General features: G+C 62.3%; 16 protein-coding genes and 1 pseudogene. 14 read left to right on the forward strand and 3 right to left on the reverse strand.

Features of this window, described 5'->3' with window-relative positions:
• The first annotated feature begins 26 nt into the window (after positions 1–26).
• Complete coding sequence (locus EA795_RS13575; RefSeq protein ID WP_122077857.1) at positions 27–308, forward strand: hypothetical protein; 282 nt, start codon at positions 27–29, stop codon at positions 306–308.
• Between the two features lie 71 nt (positions 309–379).
• On the forward strand, positions 380–1,351 hold the full coding sequence (locus tag EA795_RS13580) for a tRNA dihydrouridine synthase (protein WP_122077859.1): 972 nt from the start codon (positions 380–382) through the stop codon (positions 1,349–1,351).
• A 75-nt stretch (positions 1,352–1,426) separates the two neighbouring features.
• Here the strand turns inward: EA795_RS13580 and EA795_RS13585 are convergent, their stop codons facing one another.
• Positions 1,427–2,173, reverse strand: coding sequence for an SDR family oxidoreductase (locus EA795_RS13585; protein ID WP_122077861.1), 747 nt, complete (start codon positions 2,171–2,173; stop codon positions 1,427–1,429).
• Between the two features lie 116 nt (positions 2,174–2,289).
• On the opposite strand from EA795_RS13585, the gene EA795_RS13590 reads away from it, so the two are divergent.
• Positions 2,290–2,736: an Hsp20 family protein gene (locus tag EA795_RS13590; protein WP_014852273.1), complete on the forward strand. Its 447-nt coding sequence runs from the start codon at positions 2,290–2,292 to the stop codon at positions 2,734–2,736.
• A 31-nt stretch (positions 2,737–2,767) separates the two neighbouring features.
• On the opposite strand, the gene EA795_RS13595 is transcribed toward EA795_RS13590, so the two are convergent.
• Both EA795_RS13595 and EA795_RS13600 read right to left on the reverse strand, forming a co-directional pair.
• A complete protein-coding gene (locus EA795_RS13595; protein ID WP_122077862.1) occupies positions 2,768–5,590 on the reverse strand; it encodes an EAL domain-containing protein in 2,823 nt (940 codons plus the stop codon).
• 151 nt (positions 5,591–5,741) lie between these two features.
• Entirely contained in the window at positions 5,742–6,662 is a 921-nt protein-coding gene (locus EA795_RS13600) for a LysR family transcriptional regulator (RefSeq protein WP_014852275.1), read from the reverse strand.
• 216 nt (positions 6,663–6,878) lie between these two features.
• On the opposite strand from EA795_RS13600, the gene leuC reads away from it, so the two are divergent.
• The 11 genes and pseudogenes from leuC (at position 6,879) to EA795_RS13650 (ending at position 19,306) form a co-directional block, all read left to right on the forward strand.
• On the forward strand, positions 6,879–8,306 hold the full coding sequence (gene leuC / locus EA795_RS13605) for a 3-isopropylmalate dehydratase large subunit (RefSeq protein ID WP_122077864.1): 1,428 nt from the start codon (positions 6,879–6,881) through the stop codon (positions 8,304–8,306).
• 10 nt (positions 8,307–8,316) lie between these two features.
• Positions 8,317–8,964: a 3-isopropylmalate dehydratase small subunit gene (gene leuD / locus EA795_RS13610; protein ID WP_122077866.1), complete on the forward strand. Its 648-nt coding sequence runs from the start codon at positions 8,317–8,319 to the stop codon at positions 8,962–8,964.
• 93 nt (positions 8,965–9,057) lie between these two features.
• A complete protein-coding gene (gene leuB, locus EA795_RS13615) occupies positions 9,058–10,140 on the forward strand; it encodes a 3-isopropylmalate dehydrogenase (RefSeq protein WP_058075041.1) in 1,083 nt (360 codons plus the stop codon).
• A 54-nt stretch (positions 10,141–10,194) separates the two neighbouring features.
• On the forward strand, positions 10,195–11,307 hold the full coding sequence (gene asd / locus EA795_RS13620) for an aspartate-semialdehyde dehydrogenase (RefSeq protein WP_122077868.1): 1,113 nt from the start codon (positions 10,195–10,197) through the stop codon (positions 11,305–11,307).
• A 202-nt stretch (positions 11,308–11,509) separates the two neighbouring features.
• Positions 11,510–11,607: pseudogene (locus EA795_RS21635) on the forward strand (aspartate-semialdehyde dehydrogenase); the annotation flags it as partial.
• A gap of 227 nt (positions 11,608–11,834) precedes the next feature.
• Positions 11,835–14,570: a motility hub landmark protein FimV gene (locus EA795_RS13625; protein ID WP_122077870.1), complete on the forward strand. Its 2,736-nt coding sequence runs from the start codon at positions 11,835–11,837 to the stop codon at positions 14,568–14,570.
• Between the two features lie 2 nt (positions 14,571–14,572).
• Positions 14,573–15,445, forward strand: coding sequence for a tRNA pseudouridine(38-40) synthase TruA (gene truA / locus EA795_RS13630; protein ID WP_058075044.1), 873 nt, complete (start codon positions 14,573–14,575; stop codon positions 15,443–15,445).
• Positions 15,446–15,692: 247 nt separating this feature from the next.
• Positions 15,693–16,316 carry a phosphoribosylanthranilate isomerase gene (locus EA795_RS13635; RefSeq protein WP_122077872.1) on the forward strand — a complete coding sequence of 208 codons (624 nt, stop codon included), beginning with the start codon at positions 15,693–15,695 and terminating at the stop codon, positions 16,314–16,316.
• A 215-nt stretch (positions 16,317–16,531) separates the two neighbouring features.
• Entirely contained in the window at positions 16,532–17,425 is an 894-nt protein-coding gene (gene accD / locus EA795_RS13640) for an acetyl-CoA carboxylase, carboxyltransferase subunit beta (RefSeq protein WP_014852283.1), read from the forward strand.
• The gene (gene folC / locus EA795_RS13645; protein WP_122077874.1) at positions 17,422–18,723 is read left to right on the forward strand and encodes a bifunctional tetrahydrofolate synthase/dihydrofolate synthase; all 1,302 of its coding nucleotides are present in this window, start codon (positions 17,422–17,424) and stop codon (positions 18,721–18,723) included. Before accD ends, folC begins: the two co-directional genes overlap by 4 nt.
• Positions 18,710–19,306, forward strand: coding sequence for an SPOR domain-containing protein (locus EA795_RS13650; protein ID WP_122077876.1), 597 nt, complete (start codon positions 18,710–18,712; stop codon positions 19,304–19,306). The genes folC and EA795_RS13650 overlap by 14 nt, the downstream gene beginning before the upstream one ends.
• Positions 19,307–19,393 lie beyond the last annotated feature (87 nt).

Here is a 19,393-nt window from a genome sequence, read left to right on the forward strand (position 1 = left end):
TGACCGACCCAACAGTGGAGGAACTCATGAAAAAGATGATCAGTTTTGTTTTTACCGGGATGCTGATGACTACGGTGGCGGTGGCGGGAACCGAGCATGACGAGCGACGTGTCGATCATCAGACCTCGTCTGAAGCCACCGGTGAGAAAGCGGGCTCACAGCATGATCATCGGCAGAAGGAAGAGCACCGCGAGCATGAGAAAAAGGATGCCCATGGCGACAAGGAAGGCCTGGGCACCATGGGCACGGGCGCAACCGGCACAACGGGCGGCATGGGTGCGACCACTGGAACCGACTCCATCGAGTGATGCTGGTCTGGTAAAGCGCAACGCGGGCCGTACAATGCCTTCCCTTTTGTATTGGCGGGATTCAGCGGCGCATGCAGATTGCCTTGGCACCCATGGAAGGGCTGGTCGACGAAATTCTTCGTGATGTACTGACGCGCGTTGGTGGCATCGACTGGTGCGTGACCGAGTTCATTCGGGTGTCGGATCGTCTGTTGCCGCAGGCCAGTTTTCGCAAACTGGCTCCGGAGCTGGACAGCGGTGCCCGGACCCGCTCGGGCACGCCCCTGCGGGTGCAATTGCTGGGGTCCGATCCGGTCTGCCTGGCGGATAATGCGGCCTTCGCCTGCACACTTGGCGCGCCGGTGATCGACCTCAACTTCGGCTGTCCGGCCAAGACGGTGAACAAGTCCCGGGGCGGCGCCGTGCTGCTCAACGAACCCGAGCTGCTGTACAGCATCCTGCACGAGGTACGCGCTGCGGTGCCTGCGGATATTCCGGTTACCGCGAAGATGCGTCTCGGTTTCGACAGCACCGACGGTGCGCTGGACTGTGCACGGGCGCTGGTCGACGGCGGGGCGGCGCAACTGGTGGTCCATGCGCGCACCAAGGTCGAGGGCTACAAGCCGCCGGCTCACTGGGAATGGGTGGCGAAGGTGCAGGACGCGGTGAGCGTGCCGGTATTCGCCAACGGCGATATCTGGTCGCTGGACGATTGGCGCCGCTGTCGCGAGGTGAGTGGCGTCGAGGACATCATGCTGGGGCGCGGTCTGGTTTGCCGCCCGGATCTGGCGCGGCAGATCCAGGCAGCGAAGCGGGGCGCAGCGGTCCAACCGATGAGCTGGGAGGAACTGCAGCCGCTGCTTGCCGACTTCTGGCTGCAGGCGCGGCGCAAGATTTCACCACGCTACGCCCCGGGCCGCCTCAAGCAATGGTTGTCCATGCTGACCCGCAGTTATCCGCAAGCCGTTGCGCTCTTCGCCCAGTTGCGGCGAGAGAACGATTGCGAGCGAATCGATCGACTGTTGGGTGTCGAAGGCCGGAGCGTACGGCCAGGCCCGCTGTAGGGCCGAACTTGTTCGGCCTTCCCCCTTGGCCGAATGAATTCGGCCCTACCGCAGTGGCCTGAAAGAGGCGCCGACCTAACGTCCGCCGCTGACATCCAGCAGCGCGCCGCTGGTGTAGCTGGCCTTCTCGCCGGCCAGCCACAGGATGGCTTCGGCCACTTCCTCAGCTTCGCCGCCGCGGCCCATGGGTACGCTGGCCTTGACTCGTTCGACGCGTCCCGGCTCGCCGCCGCTGGCGTGGATCTCGGTGCGGATCACGCCTGGTCGCACGGCATTGACCCGAATGCCTTCGGCGGCAACTTCCTTGGCCAGGCCGAGCGTCATGCTGTCGATCGCGCCCTTGGCGGCGGCGTAGTCGATGTATTCGTTGGGCGCGCCGAGTTTCGCCGCGATCGAGGAAACATTGACGATGGAGCCGCCCTTGCCACCATAACGGGTGGACATGCGCTTCACTGCCTCCCGAGCGCAGAGAAAGCTGCCGGTCACGTTGACCGCGAACACGCGCATCAGCCGCGCGGCGTCCATTTCATCCAGGCGCATCTGGCGCTCCAGCATGCCGGCGTTGTTGACCAGCACATCGAGCCTGCCGAACTGCTCGTCGATGGTCGCGAACAGCCTGGCGACCTGAGTCTCGTCCGCCACGTCGGCAGCCACCGCGATGGCCTGCGTGCCGGTGCTTTTCAGCTCCTCGAGCAATTGCTGCGCAGCATCCGCGCGGTGATGGAAGTTCAGGCACAGCGCGTAACCCTCGGCCGCTGCGAGCCTGGCGGTAGCGGCGCCAATCCCGCGGCTGGCGCCTGTGATCAACATGACTCTGGACATGGGAAAGCTCCGACGAACGGTCTTGAAATGAGCCGAACAGTTCTTATCTAGGGTCGTGCAGGGTGCCGAATTCGGGCCCTGCAGCAACCACTCGCTGAATATCAGGAGATAGCAAGATGACCAGTTTTTCGATGGCTCCACTGTTTCGCCAATCCATTGGCTTCGATCGTTTCAACGATCTGTTCGAGTCTGCCCTGCGCAACGATGCGAACAGCTCGTTTCCACCCTACAACGTTGAAAAGCATGGTGATGATCAGTACCGCATCATCGTAGCAGCTGCGGGTTTCCAGGAATCCGATCTGGAACTGCAGGTCGAGCGCGGCGTGCTGACCATCAGTGGCGGCAAACGCGAGAGCGGTGAGAACGTCACCTATCTGCACCAGGGCATCGCCCAGCGCGCCTTCAAGCTGTCGTTCCGCCTGGCCGATCACATCGAGGTCAAGGGCGCAGCGCTCAACAACGGCCTGCTGAGCATCGATCTCGAACGCATCGTGCCCGAAGAGGCCAAGCCCAAGCGTATTCCGATCGGTGCTGCCGCAGAGCGACCAGCGCTCGAGGGTTAAGCTGCATGAGGGCGTCGCGAGACGCCCTTTTTCATTTCCGGGGCCGGTCCGGCTGCTTGCGCAGCAGCTCGCCGAATTCGGTGAACGGCAATGGATGGCTGAACAGGTAACCCTGGTAAAGCTGGCAGCCCTGCAATTGCAGTAGCTCCAGTTGCCCCTGTTGTTCCACTCCTTCGGCGATGACCTGCAATCCCAGGCTCCGGGCCATGGCTACGATGGCACGGATGATCTCGGCGTCATTGCCATTGTCCAGCGCATCGCGCACGAAGGACTGGTCGATCTTGAGCAGGTCAACCGGCAGTCGCTTGAGGTAGGTGAGCGATGAGTAGCCGGTGCCGAAATCATCCATGGCGAAGCTCACGCCATGCCTGCGCAGCCGATGCATCTTGGCGATGGTGTCGTCCAGGTTCTGGATGACCATGCCCTCGGTGATTTCCAGCTTGATCATCTGCGCCGGCAGGCCCGTCTGCTCGAGCGCCGCGAGGATGCGTTCGACGAATTCGCTCTGGTGGAACTGACGGGGGCTGATGTTGATGCACAGGCTGAACCGGTCGGTCCGCACCAGGCCGGCCGCCAGCAGCGAAGCCGCCATGCGGCAGGCCTGGCCTATCACCCAGTCGCCCACATCGATGATCAGCCCGCTTTCTTCCAGCACCTCGATGAAGTCGGCCGGCGAACGCAGGCCTCGCTCGGGATGCCGCCAGCGCAGCAGCGCCTCGGCTCCGATGATCATCCCCGAAGCGGAGTCGATCTGCGGTTGCAGAAAGAGTTCGAATTCGCCATGCGTCAGTGCCAGGCGCAGTTCGCTCTCCAGTTGCAGGCGAATGCTGGCGGCCTCCTGCATGGTGCTACGGAAAAGCTGGGTGGCGTTGCGGCCTGAATCCTTGGCTCGATAGAGCGCGATATCGGCGCGTTTGAGCAGATCGGCGGGCGTGTCGCCGTGGTCGGGTATCAATGCGATGCCTATGCTCGGCGTCACCTGCAGCTGATTGCCTTCGAAAGTCATCGGCTCTGCCAGCAGCTTGCGCAGCTTCTCGGCCACGTCCCGTACATGGCGAGTGACTTGCGAGCGCTTGCCGCTCAGCCCGGTCAGCAATATCACGAATTCGTCGCCACCGAGGCGGGCGACGGTATCTTCCCGGCGGGTACTGGCTTCGAGGCGCCTGGTCACCATCTTCAACACGCTGTCGCCGACCGGGTGGCCGAGCGAGTCGTTGATGTGCTTGAAGTGATCGAGGTCGAGAAACAGCAAGGCACCGCGCAGATTTTGGCGCTTGTGCAGAGCGATCTGTTGCACCAGGCGCTCCATGAGCAGGGCGCGGTTGGGCAGGTTGGTCAGGGGGTCGTGATAGGCCAGATGCTGGATCTGGGCATGCGCGGCCTTCAGCATGCTGATGTCCCGGGCCGACAGCAACATGCATTGGATGCCGTTGAGCTCGATCGGCTCCACCGAGACCTCGATATGCTTCGGCCGTCCGTGGCGGTCCTGGCCGAGCATCTCCCAGTTGGAAACGCGACCGTCGCGCGCCAGCAGATCGAGAATCTGCTGGCGCTGGTCGCCGGGCCATACCGCAAGCTCCGTCGCGGTGCGACCGATTACCTCCTCGGGGTGATAGCCGGTAAGGCGGTAGAAACCCGCGTTGACTTCGATGAAGCGCCCGGTGCTGCGCTCGCTGATGGTGATGGCGTCCGGGCTGGCATGAAACGCCTTGGCGAACTTGGCCTCGCTGGCTCGCAGCGCCGCCTCGGCCTGCTGCCGCAGGGTGATGTCGCGGAAGGTGGTGATGATGCAGAGTTGCCGATCGATACGAATGAAACGGCTGGACACCATACAGGTGATCGGCACGCCGTCGCGGGTGCGGAACTGGGCTTCGACGCTGTCCAGATGCTGTTCTCGCCTCAGCTGCTGATAGAGCACCTGTCGCTGCGCATCGTGCTGCCAGAAGCCGATTTCCGGCGCGGTGCGTCCGACGATCTCGCTTGGAGGCCATCCGAAGGTCTTGGTGAAGCTGGGGTTGATCTCCAGAAAGGCGCCGTCGCGGATGCGCGACAGGCTTATCGGATCGGGGCTGCCCTGGAAGAGCGTGGCGAACTTGGCCTCCGAGGCGGCCAGGTGCTGCTCGCGAAGCACCCGCTCGGTGATGTCCATGATGATCCCGGCCATGCGCAAGGGTGCGCCTCGTTCGTCGCGATAGAGCCGGGCGGTGCTTTCCAGATGACGTACCGTACCGTCCTGCAGCCGTGCCTGATAGGTGACCTGGTAATCGCGTCGCTGGCCTTCCACGAGTTCGCGATAGGCCTGGCGCATCCTGCTGCGGTCTTCGGGCAGGATGCAGGAGAAGAACTCCTGGAACGGGCCGTGGAAAGAGCCTTCGGTGATGCCCTGCAATTCAGCGGCGCGTGCCGAGGCGTACAGGGTGTCGCTGGGGATATGCCAGTCCCAGGTTCCCAGTTCCACCGAGTTCAGCGCCAGGCCGAGGCGTTCCTGGCTGTCCTCCAGCTCCTGCGCCTGGAGATGCTCGGCGCTGATGTCGCGCACCAGGCCAACCAGGATCGTCTGTCCGCACGCATCGATCTGGCGTTGGCCGATCAGTTCGAGCCAGTGGAGGCTCGAGTCTGGCCAAAGGGCCCTGTGTCGTATCGTGAAGTTGGCGGTCTCGCCGGCTATAACCGAGCGGAACCGGGCCTCGACCGAGGCACGATCCTCCTCGACGACCAGTTGCAGGTAGCGGGTGCCGGCGGGAATCTGCTCTACAAAGAAGCCGAACAGCTTCGCTACGCCTGTCGACCATTGCTCGGTCTCGGCCAGGTCCCAGGACCAGACGCCCAGGCCGGAGCCGTCGAGCACCGCCATGAGGCGTGCGGCATCCGGCAGGGCCTCGTTCGTTCCGGGCACCTTGACGCTGGGGTGGGATGAGACTTTATCGAGTGACAAGAGCGACATCCCCCATAAGTACTGAATCGGCGTATCTCAAGCACTGGAAGCGGATGTTCATACGGCACGCTTATTCTTGTTGTGTATCGACGTTATCTTCAGATGATGGCGATATGCAAGTATCTCGCTCGCTGTCCAGCAACGCCATGAAGGCCATGGCCGCGTTGGACAGCGTGCGCTCGGTATGAAAGATATAGCCCAGCTGCCGTGCCAGTTGTACGCCCGGCAACGGCAGGCGCACCACCTGCTCATCGAGCATGGTGCGCGGCAGCACGCTCCAGGCGATGCCGATGGACACCATCATCTTGATCGTTTCCATGTAGTTGGTGCTCATGGCGATGTTCGGCCTCAGGCCCGCACGGTCGAACAGTTGCTGCGCGATATGGTGGGTGAAGGTGTTGCCGCCCGGAAAGACCGCCGGGTGGCCGGCTACGTCGGCCAGGGTGACGTCGGGCATCTGGGCCAGTGGGTGCTCGGGCGCGACGACGAAATCCAGCGGGTCATCCCATACCGTGCTGGCGCGAACCGGCGGCGCGGTTCGTGGCGCCAGGGTGATGACCGCCAGCTCGGCACGGCCGTGCAGCACTTCCTCATAGGCGACTTCCGAGTCGAGAAAACGAATGTCCAGCGAAACCTGCGGATGGGCGCGGGTGAAGGTGCGCAGCAACGACGGCAATCGATGCAGGCCGATGTGATGACTGGTGGCCAGGCTCAGGCGGCCGCCGATGTCGCCGTTGAGATTGCTCAAGGCGCGGCGGGTATCGTCCAGCACGCTGAGAATCTGGTAGGCCCGCGGCAGCAGCGCGCGGCCGGCTTCGGTCAGCCCGATCTCACGCCCCAGACGATCGAACAGGCGCACATCGAGCTGTGCTTCCAGGGCAGCGAGGCGCTTGCTCACGGCGGGTTGAGTCAGATGCAGACGCTCGGCGGCGAGCGAGAAACTCCCGGTTTCGGCGATGGCGATGAAAGCGTTGAGGCCGGCCAGGTCCATGATTTCCTCTTAATAAGCTGACGAAAGGGCGCTGCAATGGGAAGACGAGTGACGTTGCGGCCAGGTTTTTCTTGACCTGCTTCCAGTTTAGTTCGAATTCCTTGAAGGAATGCGTTGGATAAAAAATATGAATTTGAGTAATTCGACGCAACCCCATAGCATCAACCCCATAAGCGAAAGGGCTATTGCCCGCATAAAACTGATGAGGAACGTCCGATGGCCGGCAAAACGCTGTACGACAAGCTCTGGGAAATGCATGAGGTCAAGCGACGCGACGATGGCTCGTCGCTGATCTACATCGACCGTCACATTCTTCATGAGGTGACGTCGCCGCAGGCCTTCGAAGGGCTGCGCCTGGCCAATCGCAAGCCTTGGCGCATCGACGCCAACATCGCCACTCCGGACCACAACGTGCCGACCACCAAGGGCGAACGTCAGGGCGGTCTGGAAGCCATCGCCGACGAGGTCTCGCGCATCCAGGTGCAGACCCTCGACGAGAACTGCGACGATTTCGGCATCCTCGAATTCAAGATGAACGACGTGCGTCAGGGTATCGTCCACGTCATCGGCCCGGAGCAGGGCGCGACTCTGCCGGGCATGACCGTGGTCTGCGGCGACTCGCACACCTCCACCCATGGCGCTTTCGGCGCGCTGGCCCACGGCATCGGCACGTCCGAGGTCGAGCATGTGCTCGCTACCCAGTGCCTGGTGGCCAAGAAGATGAAGAACATGCAGGTGCGCGTCGAGGGCAAACTGCCGTTCGGCGTCACTGCCAAGGACATCGTGCTCGCGGTGATCGGCAAGATCGGCACCGCCGGCGGCAATGGCCATGCACTGGAGTTCGCCGGCAGCGCGATTCGCGACCTGTCCATGGAAGGCCGCATGACCATCTGCAACATGTCCATCGAGGCCGGTGCCCGCGTGGGCATGGTGGCTTGCGACGAGAAGACTGTCGCCTATGTCGAAGGTCGTCCCTATGCACCCAAGGGTGCGGACTGGGAGCGTGCGGTCGAAGCCTGGAAGGATCTTGTTTCCGACGAGGATGCGGTGTTCGACACCGTCGTCGAATTGAAGGCCGAGGACATCAAGCCGCAGGTGAGCTGGGGCACTTCGCCGGAAATGGTCCTGGCTGTAGACCAGACTGTACCGGACCCGGCCGTCGAAGCCGATCCGGTCAAGCGCGACTCCATTGCCCGCGCGCTGAAGTACATGGGACTGCGCGCCAACCAGCCGATCACCGAGATTGAGCTCGATCGCGTCTTCATCGGCTCCTGCACCAACTCGCGCATCGAGGACCTGCGTGCCGCCGCGGAAGTGGCCAAGGGCCGCAAGGTCGCCGCGACCGTCAAGCAGGCGCTGGTGGTTCCGGGGTCAGGCCTGGTCAAGCAACAGGCGGAGAAAGAAGGGCTCGACAAGATATTCATCGAGGCCGGTTTCGAATGGCGCGAGCCGGGTTGTTCCATGTGCCTGGCCATGAACCCGGACAAGCTGGGCAGCGGCGAGCATTGCGCGTCCACCTCCAACCGCAACTTCGAAGGCCGTCAGGGGGCCGGTGGGCGTACCCATCTCGTCAGCCCGGCCATGGCGGCTGCGGCTGCGGTGACCGGTCGCTTCGTCGACGTTCGCGAATTGATCCAGGTCTGAGGAGATACCGATGAAAGCCTTTACCCAACACACCGGCCTGGTCTGCCCGCTGGACCGCGCCAACGTCGATACCGACCAGATCATCCCCAAGCAGTTTCTGAAGTCCATCAAGCGCACCGGCTTCGGACCGAATCTGTTCGATGAATGGCGCTACCTGGATGTTGGCCAACCCAACCAGGATTGTTTGCAGCGCCCGGTGAACCAGGACTTCGTGCTGAACTTCCCGCGCTACCAGGGCGCCAGCGTGTTGCTGGCGCGTGAGAACTTTGGCTGTGGCTCTTCTCGCGAACATGCGCCTTGGGCGCTGGACGAGTATGGCTTCCGCACCATCATCGCGCCGAGCTTTGCCGACATCTTCTACAACAACAGCTTCAAGAACGGCCTGCTGCCGATCGTACTGAAAGAGGATGAGGTCGACGAGCTGTTCCAGCAGGCCGAAGCCACCGAGGGTTACCAACTGACCGTTGATCTGGCTTCGCAGACCGTTACCCGTCCGGACGGCAAGCAGTACACCTTCGAAGTCGATGCCTTCCGTAAGCACTGCCTGCTCAACGGCCTGGACGATATCGGCCTGACTCTGCAGGATGCCGAGGCGATCCGCGCCTTCGAGAGCAAGCACCAGCAGAACAACCCCTGGCTGTTCGGCGCGATCAAGTGATGTAGGGCGGAAAACCGCGTAGCGTTTTCCGCCACTGTTTCCGGTGGATAAGGCCTGCGGCCGTTATCCACCCTACCGAGATAGAGAGACGTGATGAGCAAACAGATTCTGATTCTCCCCGGCGATGGTATCGGTCCGGAAATCGTCGCCGAGGCGGTCAAGGTATTGCAGCTGGCCAACGACAAGTTCCAGCTCGGTTTCGAACTGAGTTATGACGAGCTGGGCGGAGCGGCCGTCGACAAGTACGGCGTACCGCTGGCCGACGAGACTCTGGAGCGCGCGCGCAAGGCCGATGCGATTCTGCTTGGCGCGGTAGGTGGCCCGAAGTGGGACAAGATCGACCCGGCCATCCGTCCCGAGCGTGGCCTGCTGAAGATCCGTTCGCAGCTGGGCCTGTTCGGCAACCTGCGTCCGGCGCTGCTGTATCCGCAACTGGCCGGGGCCTCCAGCCTCAAGCCGGAAGTGGTGGCGGGGCTGGATATCCTGATCGTGCGTGAACTGACCGGCGGCATCTATTTCGGCCAGCCGCGCGAGAGCAAGGTACTGGAGAATGGCGAGCGCATGGCGTTCGACACGCTGCCCTACAGCGAAAGCGAGATTCGCCGCATCGCCAAGGTCGGCTTCGACATGGCTCGCGTGCGTGGCAAGAAGCTCTGCTCGGTGGACAAGGCCAACGTGCTGGCATCCAGCCAGTTGTGGCGCGCCGTGGTGGAGGAGGTCGGCAAGGACTATCCGGACGTCGAGCTCAGCCACATGTACGTCGACAACGCCGCGATGCAGCTGGTCCGTGCGCCCAAGCAGTTCGACGTGATCGTCACCGACAACATGTTCGGCGACATCCTGTCGGACGAAGCGTCGATGCTCACCGGTTCCATCGGCATGCTGCCGTCCGCTTCGCTCGATTCCAGCAACAAGGGCATGTACGAGCCGTGCCATGGCTCGGCACCGGACATCGCCGGTCAGGGTATCGCCAACCCGCTGGCGACCATCCTTTCCGTGTCGATGATGCTGCGTTACAGCTTCAACCAGGTGGCCGCAGCCGATGCCATCGAGCGCGCGGTCAGCGACGTGCTCGACCAGGGCCTGCGTACCGGTGACATCTGGTCCGAAGGTTGTAACAAAGTCGGTACCCAGGCGATGGGCGATGCAGTAGTCGCGGCGCTCGCGAAGTTGTAATCTCTTGGCCCGCCTTCAGAGCGGCGGGCCACTTTATATATAGGTGTAGTTGCGATGAAACGTGTAGGTCTGATCGGTTGGCGCGGTATGGTGGGTTCCGTGCTCATGCAGCGGATGCTGGAGGAGCGGGATTTCGACCTGATCGAGCCAGTCTTCTTTACCACTTCCAACGTAGGCGGTCAGGGACCTTCCATCGGCAAGGATATCGCGCCGCTGAAGGACGCCTACAGCATCGACGAGCTGAAAGGCCTCGACGTGATCCTGACCTGTCAGGGGGGCGACTACACCAACGAAGTGTTCCCCAAACTGCGCGAAGCCGGCTGGAACGGTTACTGGATCGATGCCGCCTCTGCGCTGCGCATGGAAGATGATGCCGTCATCGTGCTCGATCCGGTCAACCGCAAGGTGATCGATCATCAGTTGGCGGCCGGGACCCGCAATTTCATCGGCGGCAACTGCACCGTCAGCCTGATGTTGATGGGCCTCGGTGGCCTGTTCGAAGCCGGGCTGGTGGAGTGGATGAGCGCGATGACCTACCAGGCGGCATCCGGTGCCGGTGCGCAGAACATGCGCGAGCTGATCAAGCAGATGGGCACCATTCATAATGCCGTTGCCGAGGAACTGGCCGACCCGGCCAGCGCCATCCTCGAGATCGACCGCAAGGTTGCCGAGTGTCAGCGTTCCGAGACCTTCCCGGTGGACAACTTCGGCGTGCCGCTGGCCGGCAGCCTGATTCCCTACATCGACAAGGAACTGCCCAACGGCCAGAGCCGCGAGGAATGGAAGGCGCAGGCCGAAACCAACAAGATCCTGGGCCGCTTCAAGAACCCGATTCCGGTCGACGGTATCTGCGTGCGCGTCGGCGCCATGCGTTGCCACAGCCAGGCGCTGACCATCAAGCTGAACAAGGATGTGCCGATTTCCGACATCGAGGGAATCATCAGCCAGCACAACCCCTGGGTGAAGCTGGTGGCCAACCATCGTGACGCCAGCATGCAGGAGCTCAGCCCGACCTCGGTAACCGGTACGCTCAATGTACCCGTTGGCCGCCTGCGCAAGCTGAACATGGGATCCCATTATCTGGGTGCCTTCACCGTAGGCGATCAGCTGCTTTGGGGTGCCGCCGAGCCCTTGCGTCGAATGCTGCGGATTCTTCTGGAACGTTGAGTTTCAGAATGAACGAAAAAAGCGCCGCCGGTCATGCCGCGGCGCTTTTTCGTTTTCATCGGCTGGCGGCAAAGGTGCTCATCGACATAGTGCTTCTCACTGGAAAAGATTCACGAAATGAGGCGTCGTCGATGGCACGCTCGTTCATTAAGTGGCCAAGAGCCAGTATGTGGGTTGGCGGCCTTTCGACCGATAGCATGCCTGTGCGGTCAATTTGTGGATTGTGTCTGATAACGTGCCAAAAGGCGCAGCAGTCAAGGCCTGCGGTCCGGTGGGTTGTTGATAAAACACTATCTGTAAAAGATACTTACCGGAAATTCGAAGAACTATTCTAGTGTGGCGCCTCGGATGTTCGCGTGAGAATTGGCGGCAAAAGCATCGCCAGAATCATGCAGTCAACTTCCGAGGCACCAGACTAGCCAACACTGTTCAGGCTTATCGCTGGCAGGGGGCCGCCGAGAGGTGGCGCAGGCAGTGACTTCAAGACCCTCTCGAAAGTCCGAGAAAGCAAAACAAGGGATTACATAATGGTTCGGGTTCGCAATCTGGTGCTGGCAATCGCGGCTGCTTCCGCGCTGACTTCCGAAGCGGCTTTTGCGCTCGGACTGGGAGAGGTCACGCTGAAGTCGGCGCTGAATCAGCCGCTGGTAGCCGAAATCGAACTGCTGGATGCGAAGTCGCTGGCCCCTGGCGAGGTGGTCCCGGTACTGGCTTCTGCCGAGGACTTCAATCGTGCAGGAGTCGACCGGCAGTATTTCCTGACCGATCTGAAGTTCACCCCGGTTCTGCGTCCTGATGGCAAAAGTGTCATCCAGGTCTCGTCCAGCAAACCGGTGCGTGAACCCTATCTGAATTTCCTCGTGGAAGTCATCTGGCCGAGCGGGCGCTTGCTCCGCGAATACACCCTGTTGCTGGATCCGCCGCTTTACTCGCCGGAAACCGCAGCCGCCGTAGCCCCGCAACTGCCGGTCGCCGTGCCTGCGCCGCGCCCTGCGGCTACCCCGAAAGCAGCAACGAGCGCTCCCGCCAGCCGGCCGGCTGCGCCTGCGTCGGTGCCAGCGTCCGCGCAGGGTGGCGAATACAAGACCACCGCGAACGATACGCTCTGGGAAATCGCCGAGCGCAATCGCCAGGGCGGCACCGTTCATCAGACGATGCTGGCCATCCAGGACCTCAATTCCAGTGCGTTCATCGACGGCAATATCAACCGGATGAAGAGTGGCCAGGTGCTGCGCCTGCCCAATGCCGAACAGATCGCCAGTCGCTCGCAGTCCGAAGCCATTCAGGAAGTGTCCCGGCAGAATGCCAGTTGGCGTCAGGGCACGGCCGGCGCGCGCCAACTGGATGCCACCCAGCGCAGCACCGCCGGCGCGGCACCGACTCGCAGCGAGACGGGCGACAGCCTGCGTCTGGTCGCACCGGAAGCGGGCAAATCCACCGACGGAAGCGATTCCGGCACGGGCGGTGATGAGAAGGCATTGCGCGACCAGCTCGCCACTGCCCAGGAAAGTCTTGACTCCAGCCGTCGTGAAAATGCCGACCTGCAGGACCGTCTGGGTGATCTGCAGGGACAACTGGACAAGCTGCAGCGCCTGATGCAGCTCAAGGATGATCAGCTGGCGAAGCTGCAGGCCCAGTTGGCAAACGGTGTTGAGGCCACCGACGATACAGCGGCCGCTGGTATGGATGAGCCGGGCGCTTCGGCCACCGGTGATGACGCAGGCGAACCGGCTACAGGCGAGGCGGATCAGGCCGCTGTAGAAACGGAACCCGCCGCTGCTGCACCGGCTGCTGAACCGAACGCTACGCCTGCACCTGCACCTGCACCTGCAGCCCAGCCGGCAGCTGAGCCAAAAAAGTCGGCAGCGCCGGCAGCCAAGCCTGCTCCGCCAGTTGCCCCCGCTCCCAGCGAACCGGATAGCTTCATCAAGGACCTGATGGGTAACTCGATGCTGCTCGCGGTCGTCGGTGGCAGCGCATTGCTGTTGTTGCTGATTGGCTTGATGGCGCTTTCTCGTCGTAATGCCATGAAGGAGGCCGAGCTGCAGGATAGCCTCCTCGCGGAGAGTCTGCCGGACAACCTGTACACCGCCGAGGTGGATCGCCAGGTAACCGCGCCCGCCGAAGACAAGGCGGACGTGCGCAATGATCTCGCCACGCCTCGCGCTGCCGATCCGATTGCCGATACCAACAGCGATCCACTCGCCGAGGCCGACATCTATATTGCCTACGGCCGCTTCAATCAGGCCGCCGAGTTGCTGCAGAACGCCTTGAATGACGAACCTCAGCGCAGCGACCTGCGGCTCAAGCTCATGGAAGTCTATGCGGAGCTGGGCAATCGCGAAGGTTTTGCTCGAGAAGAAGCCGAACTGCGCGAGATCGGCGGCTCGTCGGCTGGCATCGACCAGCTGAAGCTCAAGTATCCAGCGATGGCTGCGGCCGGCTTTGCAGCGGCTGCCGCTACCAGTTCCAGCGATGATTTCGATAGCTTCAGCCTGGATGACCTGGCGCTCGACGAGCCTGCCCCGGCAGTGCCCGGACAGGATATGAACGAAGAAGCATTCGATCTGAGTCTGGATGATCTGGAACTCGATTCGCCCGAGACGCCTACTGCTGCTGGCGATTCCCTGAGCCTGGACGACTTGAGTTTCGATGACCTGGCGAGCGAGCCCGCTGCAGAGTCTCAGTCTGCCGAGGCGTTTTCTTTCGAGCTGGATGAGCCGGCGCCTTCGAACGATGTGTCGCTGGAAGATGAACTGGCCGACTTCTCGTTGGATCTGGACGATGAAAAGCCTGCCGCCTCTGCGAGCGCTGGGCTGCAGCTTGACGAGGAATCAGCAACTGCATCGGCGGATTCGCTGGAAGACACTGGCTTCGAGTTCGACCTTCCTGCCGAAGCGGACGAGCCGGAAGCCGCTCTGGCCGACGAGTTCGATCTGTCGCTGGGTGAGGAGGAAGTGGCGGAGCCGCAGGCCGACAGTTTCTCCAGTCAGCTGGAAGCGGTCGAGACCGAGCTGGATGAGCTTTCGCGCGATCTCGATACTCCGGTGCCGACCAGTGCCGATGACTCGCTCGATGAAATGGACGAGGACTTCGACTTCCTCTCCGATACCGACGAAACCACTACCAAGCTGGACCTTGCCAGGGCTTACATCGATATGGGCGATGCCGAAGGGGCGCGCGACATTCTCGATGAAGTCATCAGCGAGGGGAGCGATGTTCAGCAACAAGAGGCGCGCGAGATGCTCGCCAAACTCGCCTGATTATGATCGAAGCAGTACCTGCAGCGGCAGCCGAGATGGCTGCCGTTGGCATTTCCAGAATTGCCCTGGGCGTCGAATACAAGGGGTCGCGTTATCGCGGCTTTCAACGCCAGCGTGCGGGCGTCCCCTCCATCCAGGAATCCCTCGAAACGGCCCTGAGCAAGGTGGCGGGCGGTGCTCCGGTCGTTCTGAGCTGCGCAGGACGCACCGATGCGCTGGTTCATGCAAGCGGCCAGGTGGTGCATTTCGACACACCGGTAACGCGCAGCATGCATGCCTGGGTAATGGGCGCGAACATGAACCTGCCCGGCGATATCAGCGTGACTTGGGCCAAGCAGATGCCGGCGCATTTCGATGCCCGTTTCAGTGCGATGGCGCGGCGTTATCGCTACGTCATCTACAACGACCAGATCCGTCCTGCGCATATGGCCGAGGAGGTCACCTGGAACCATCGGCCACTCGACATCGAGCGGATGCGCGAGGCGGCCAAGGCGTTCGAGGGTACCCACGATTTCAGTGCGTTCCGCGCCCGTCAATGCCAGGCCAAGTCACCGATCAAGACTATTCATCACTTGCAGTTGCTCCAGCATGGACGACTCATCGTCATCGATGTGCGCGCCAATGCCTTCCTGCATCACATGGTTAGAAACTTCGCCGGTGTGCTGATGACCATCGGCGCCGGCGAGCGGCCGGTAGAGTGGGCGAAGGAAGTGCTGGAATCGCGAGTGCGGCGTACGGGTGGTGTCACCGCGCATCCTTACGGGCTGTATCTCATTCAAGTGGATTATCCTGCCGAGTTCGAACTGCCCGAGCGCTACCTTGGGCCGCATTTTCTCTCGGGCCTGGTTGACGTCCGTAACGATCAGCCCTGTTGAGCTGGCAGCCACAAAAGATAAGCATGGACAATCGAAGCGTTTGTAGGGTGGAAAACGCGCGCAGCGATTTTCCACGCGTGGCAAGAATACGTCGACAGGTTCAGCGCCGCCCGCGTGGATGACTTCGGCATCCACCCTACGGATTTGGTAGACGGTAGGGGCGACCGTGCTCACGTGCCTGCAAGGCACTTGCAGGCTGTGTCGCTTTTGTTACCATCCGTGGTCTTTCAAGCAGATAGGCAATCAATTGGCGGTCGTTCGTAGCAAGATATGCGGGATTACCCGTATCGAAGATGCACTAGTCGCAGCCGAAGCCGGTGCGGATGCGATCGGCCTGGTGTTCTATGCCAAGAGTCCCAGAGCCGTGACTGTGCAACAGGCCCGCCAAATCGTTGCTGCGCTCCCACCTTTCATCACTACGGTTGGGTTGTTCGTCAATGCCAGCCGTTGTGAGGTCGGTGAAATCCTCGATGCGGTGCCTCTGGACATCCTGCAGTTCCATGGCGACGAAACGCCTGCCGAATGTGAGGGGCATGGCCGTCCCTGGTTCAAGGCCCTGCGGGTGAAAGCCGGCGAGGACATCGAGGCCCAGGCAGCACGCTACGCAGGGGCCAGCGCGATCCTGCTGGATACCTTCGTGGCCGGTGTGCCGGGCGGCACGGGTGAGATGTTCGACTGGTCGCTGATCCCGGACCGATTGCCTAAACCAGTGATTCTCGCCGGCGGGTTGACTGCGCAGAACGTGCAGCAGGCGATTGCGCAGGTTCGCCCGTTCGCCGTGGATATCAGCGGCGGGGTGGAGCAGAGCAAGGGAGTCAAGGATGCCGTCAAGGTGCGTGAATTCGTCGAGCATGTGCGCTCGGCCATGTGACCCTCGGGCGATCCTTGCCGTCCAGTAACGAATCGCTGGAAGAGAGTGCCCGCTTGGGCCGCTCGCGACAGACGACTGAGTTTTTGCGAAATGCCGCTTGGCGTCTCGCCCACGCGGTGGAACCGCAGGCCTTTCCGGCTTGCAGCCGCAACGATGATTTGCCCTGAGGCCTATCGCAGAAGCCTCGCCGGGACTGAGCTGTGGAGAATAAAAGCATGAGCAACTGGCTGGTAGACAAGCTGATCCCTTCGATCATGCGCTCGGAAACGCAGAGAAGTTCGGTACCCGAAGGACTGTGGCACAAATGCCCATCATGCGAGGCCGTGCTGTATCGTCCCGAACTGGAAAAGACTCTGGACGTATGTCCCAAGTGTCAGCACCACATGCGTATCGACGCGCGTACCCGTCTCGACATCTTCCTCGATGCCGACGGCCGCGAGGAAATCGGCGCCGATCTGGAGCCGGTCGACCGCCTGAAATTCCGCGACAGCAAGAAGTACAAGGATCGCCTGTCCGCCGCGCAGAAGCAGACGGGCGAGAAGGATGCACTGATCGCCATGCGCGGCACCCTTCTGAATGCGCCGGTCGTGGCCTGTGCTTTCGAGTTCGCCTTCATGGGCGGGTCGATGGGCGCCATCGTGGGTGAGCGTTTCGTACGTGCCGCCAACGTTGCACTGGAACAGCGCTGCCCGCTGGTCTGCTTTTCGGCCTCCGGCGGTGCGCGTATGCAGGAAGCGCTGATTTCCCTGATGCAGATGGCCAAGACCTCCGCCGTGCTGGCACGCATGCGCGAAGAAGGCTTGCCGTTCATTTCGGTTCTGACCGATCCGGTCTACGGTGGGGTGTCCGCCAGTTTGGCGATGCTGGGTGACGTGATCGTTGCCGAGCCCAAGGCGCTCATCGGTTTTGCCGGTCCCCGCGTGATCGAGCAGACCGTGCGCGAGAAGCTTCCTGAAGGCTTCCAGCGCAGTGAATTCCTGCTCGATCACGGTGCGATCGATCTGATCATTCCGCGTGCCGAACTGCGTCCACGTCTGGCGCGCCTGCTGGCACAACTGCAGCAACTGCCTTCCCCGGTCGAGCCCGCGCTGGTAACGGCGAGCGCATGACCCATCGGAGCCTGGGCGACTGGCTCGCCTACCTCGAACAGCTGCACCCGACTGCCATCGACATGGGGCTGGAGCGTGCGAGGGAGGTGGCCGTCAGGCTCGGTCTCGGGCGCCCGGCGCGGCGCATCGTTACCGTCACGGGTACCAACGGCAAAGGCTCCACCTGTGCTTTCATCGCTTCCCTGCTGCACGCGCAGGGGCTGAAGGTGGGTGTGTACAGCTCGCCACATCTGCTGCGCTACAACGAGCGCGTGCAAATCGATGGTGAGCAAGCCAGCGATGAAGCGCTTTGTGCTGCCTTCGCTGCCGTCGAGGCGGCTCGTGGCGATGTATCCCTGACCTATTTCGAAATGGGGACGCTTGCGGCTTTCTGGCTCTTCCAGCGGGCCGGCCTGGACGCCGCGGTGCTGGAGGTCGGGCTGGGCGGGCGCCTGGATGCGGTCAATCTGGTCGATGCGGATGTTTCCGTGGTGACCAACATTGGCCTCGATCACAGCGAGTGGCTGGGCGACAGCCGCGACAGCGTAGCGACCGAGAAAGCTGGAATCTTTCGCAGCGGCAAGCCCGCGCTGTGCGGCGACCTCCATCCGCCGGCTTCATTGCTCGACTGTGCTGCCAGCCTGCCGGCACTGCTCTATCTGCGTGGACGGGATTTCGATCTGGCCCTCGACGCCCAGGGCTGGCACTGGCGCGGTGTGAGTTCTGCCGGTGAACCGCTGGAGCTGCACGATCTGCCCTTGTTATCGCTGCCCGTGGAAAACGCGGCGCTGGCGATTCAGGCGTTCGTGCTGCTGGAACCAGACTGGCAGCCCGAGCGTGTGGCCGGCGCCCTATTGCAGACCCGAGTGACGGGACGATTGGATCGACGCACGCTGCGAAGCAAGGGCCAGGATGTGCCGCTCTTGCTGGACGTCGGGCACAACCCGCACGCGGCGAGCTATCTTGCCGAGTCGCTGGCGGCGCGACCGCCGACCGGGCGCCGCCTGGCGGTGTTCGGTCTGCTGGCAGACAAGGATCTGGACGGCATTCTTGATGTACTGCTGCCACGGGTCGATGGCTGGGCCGTGGCGCCGCTCGCCACACCTCGTTCGGCGCCGGCCAGCGATCTTCAGGAGGCATTGCTCCGACGCGGCGCCTCGGTCAGTATTCATGCGGGCGTCGCTCAGGCGCTGGAGGCACAGTTGGCGCAGGCCGAGGAAGGAGACGAGATCCTGCTCTTCGGATCCTTCTACTGCGTGGCCGAGGCGCTGGAATGGCTGAACCGATACGCTGGGGAGAGCGAGCATGGCGATGGATAGAGGGTTGATTCAGAGGATGGTCGGGGCGCTGGTGCTGATCGCGCTGGCGGTCATCTTCGTGCCCATGCTGTTCAATCGTGAAGATGACGCGCGGCGCGTCGAGGTCGATGCGCCCGCAATGCCACAAACCCCGGCGATGCCGGACGTCGAAGTACAGCCGGTTGAAGTGCCGGAGCCTGCGGCGGAACCCTTCCCCGAAGAGTTCGAAATCATCGAAGAAGGGCCCGAGACGGCGGCACAAGTGCCGGCGGAGCCCATCACGGCACCGCCAGCCGTCGCGGAGCCCACACCCACGCCGCCAGCCGAACAGCCAGAACCGGAGCAACGTCTGGATGCCGCCAACCTGCCCGTCAGTTGGTCGGTGCAACTGGCGAGCCTTTCCAATCGTGAAAGCGCTGAGGCGCTGACCGCGAAGCTCCGCTCGCAGGGCTACAACGCCTATGTGCGGACATTCGAGGGAATGAACCGGGTATTCGTGGGGCCGCTGGTCGAGCGGGCCGAGGCCAACCGCCTGCGCGATGTGCTGGAACGTCAGCAGAAGCTGAAAGGCTTCGTGGTGCGCTTCAAACCCGAGGAAAGCTGAAGCCTCGAAGGTCGTTGGCGGCGAAGGCAGACGGCAACCTGCCGGAAGACGCAAGAGCTTCGCGCCGGGGCCGGCCCTCCCACGAAG

The organism is Stutzerimonas nitrititolerans (genome assembly GCF_003696285.1).
Classification (GTDB): domain Bacteria; phylum Pseudomonadota; class Gammaproteobacteria; order Pseudomonadales; family Pseudomonadaceae; genus Stutzerimonas; species Stutzerimonas nitrititolerans.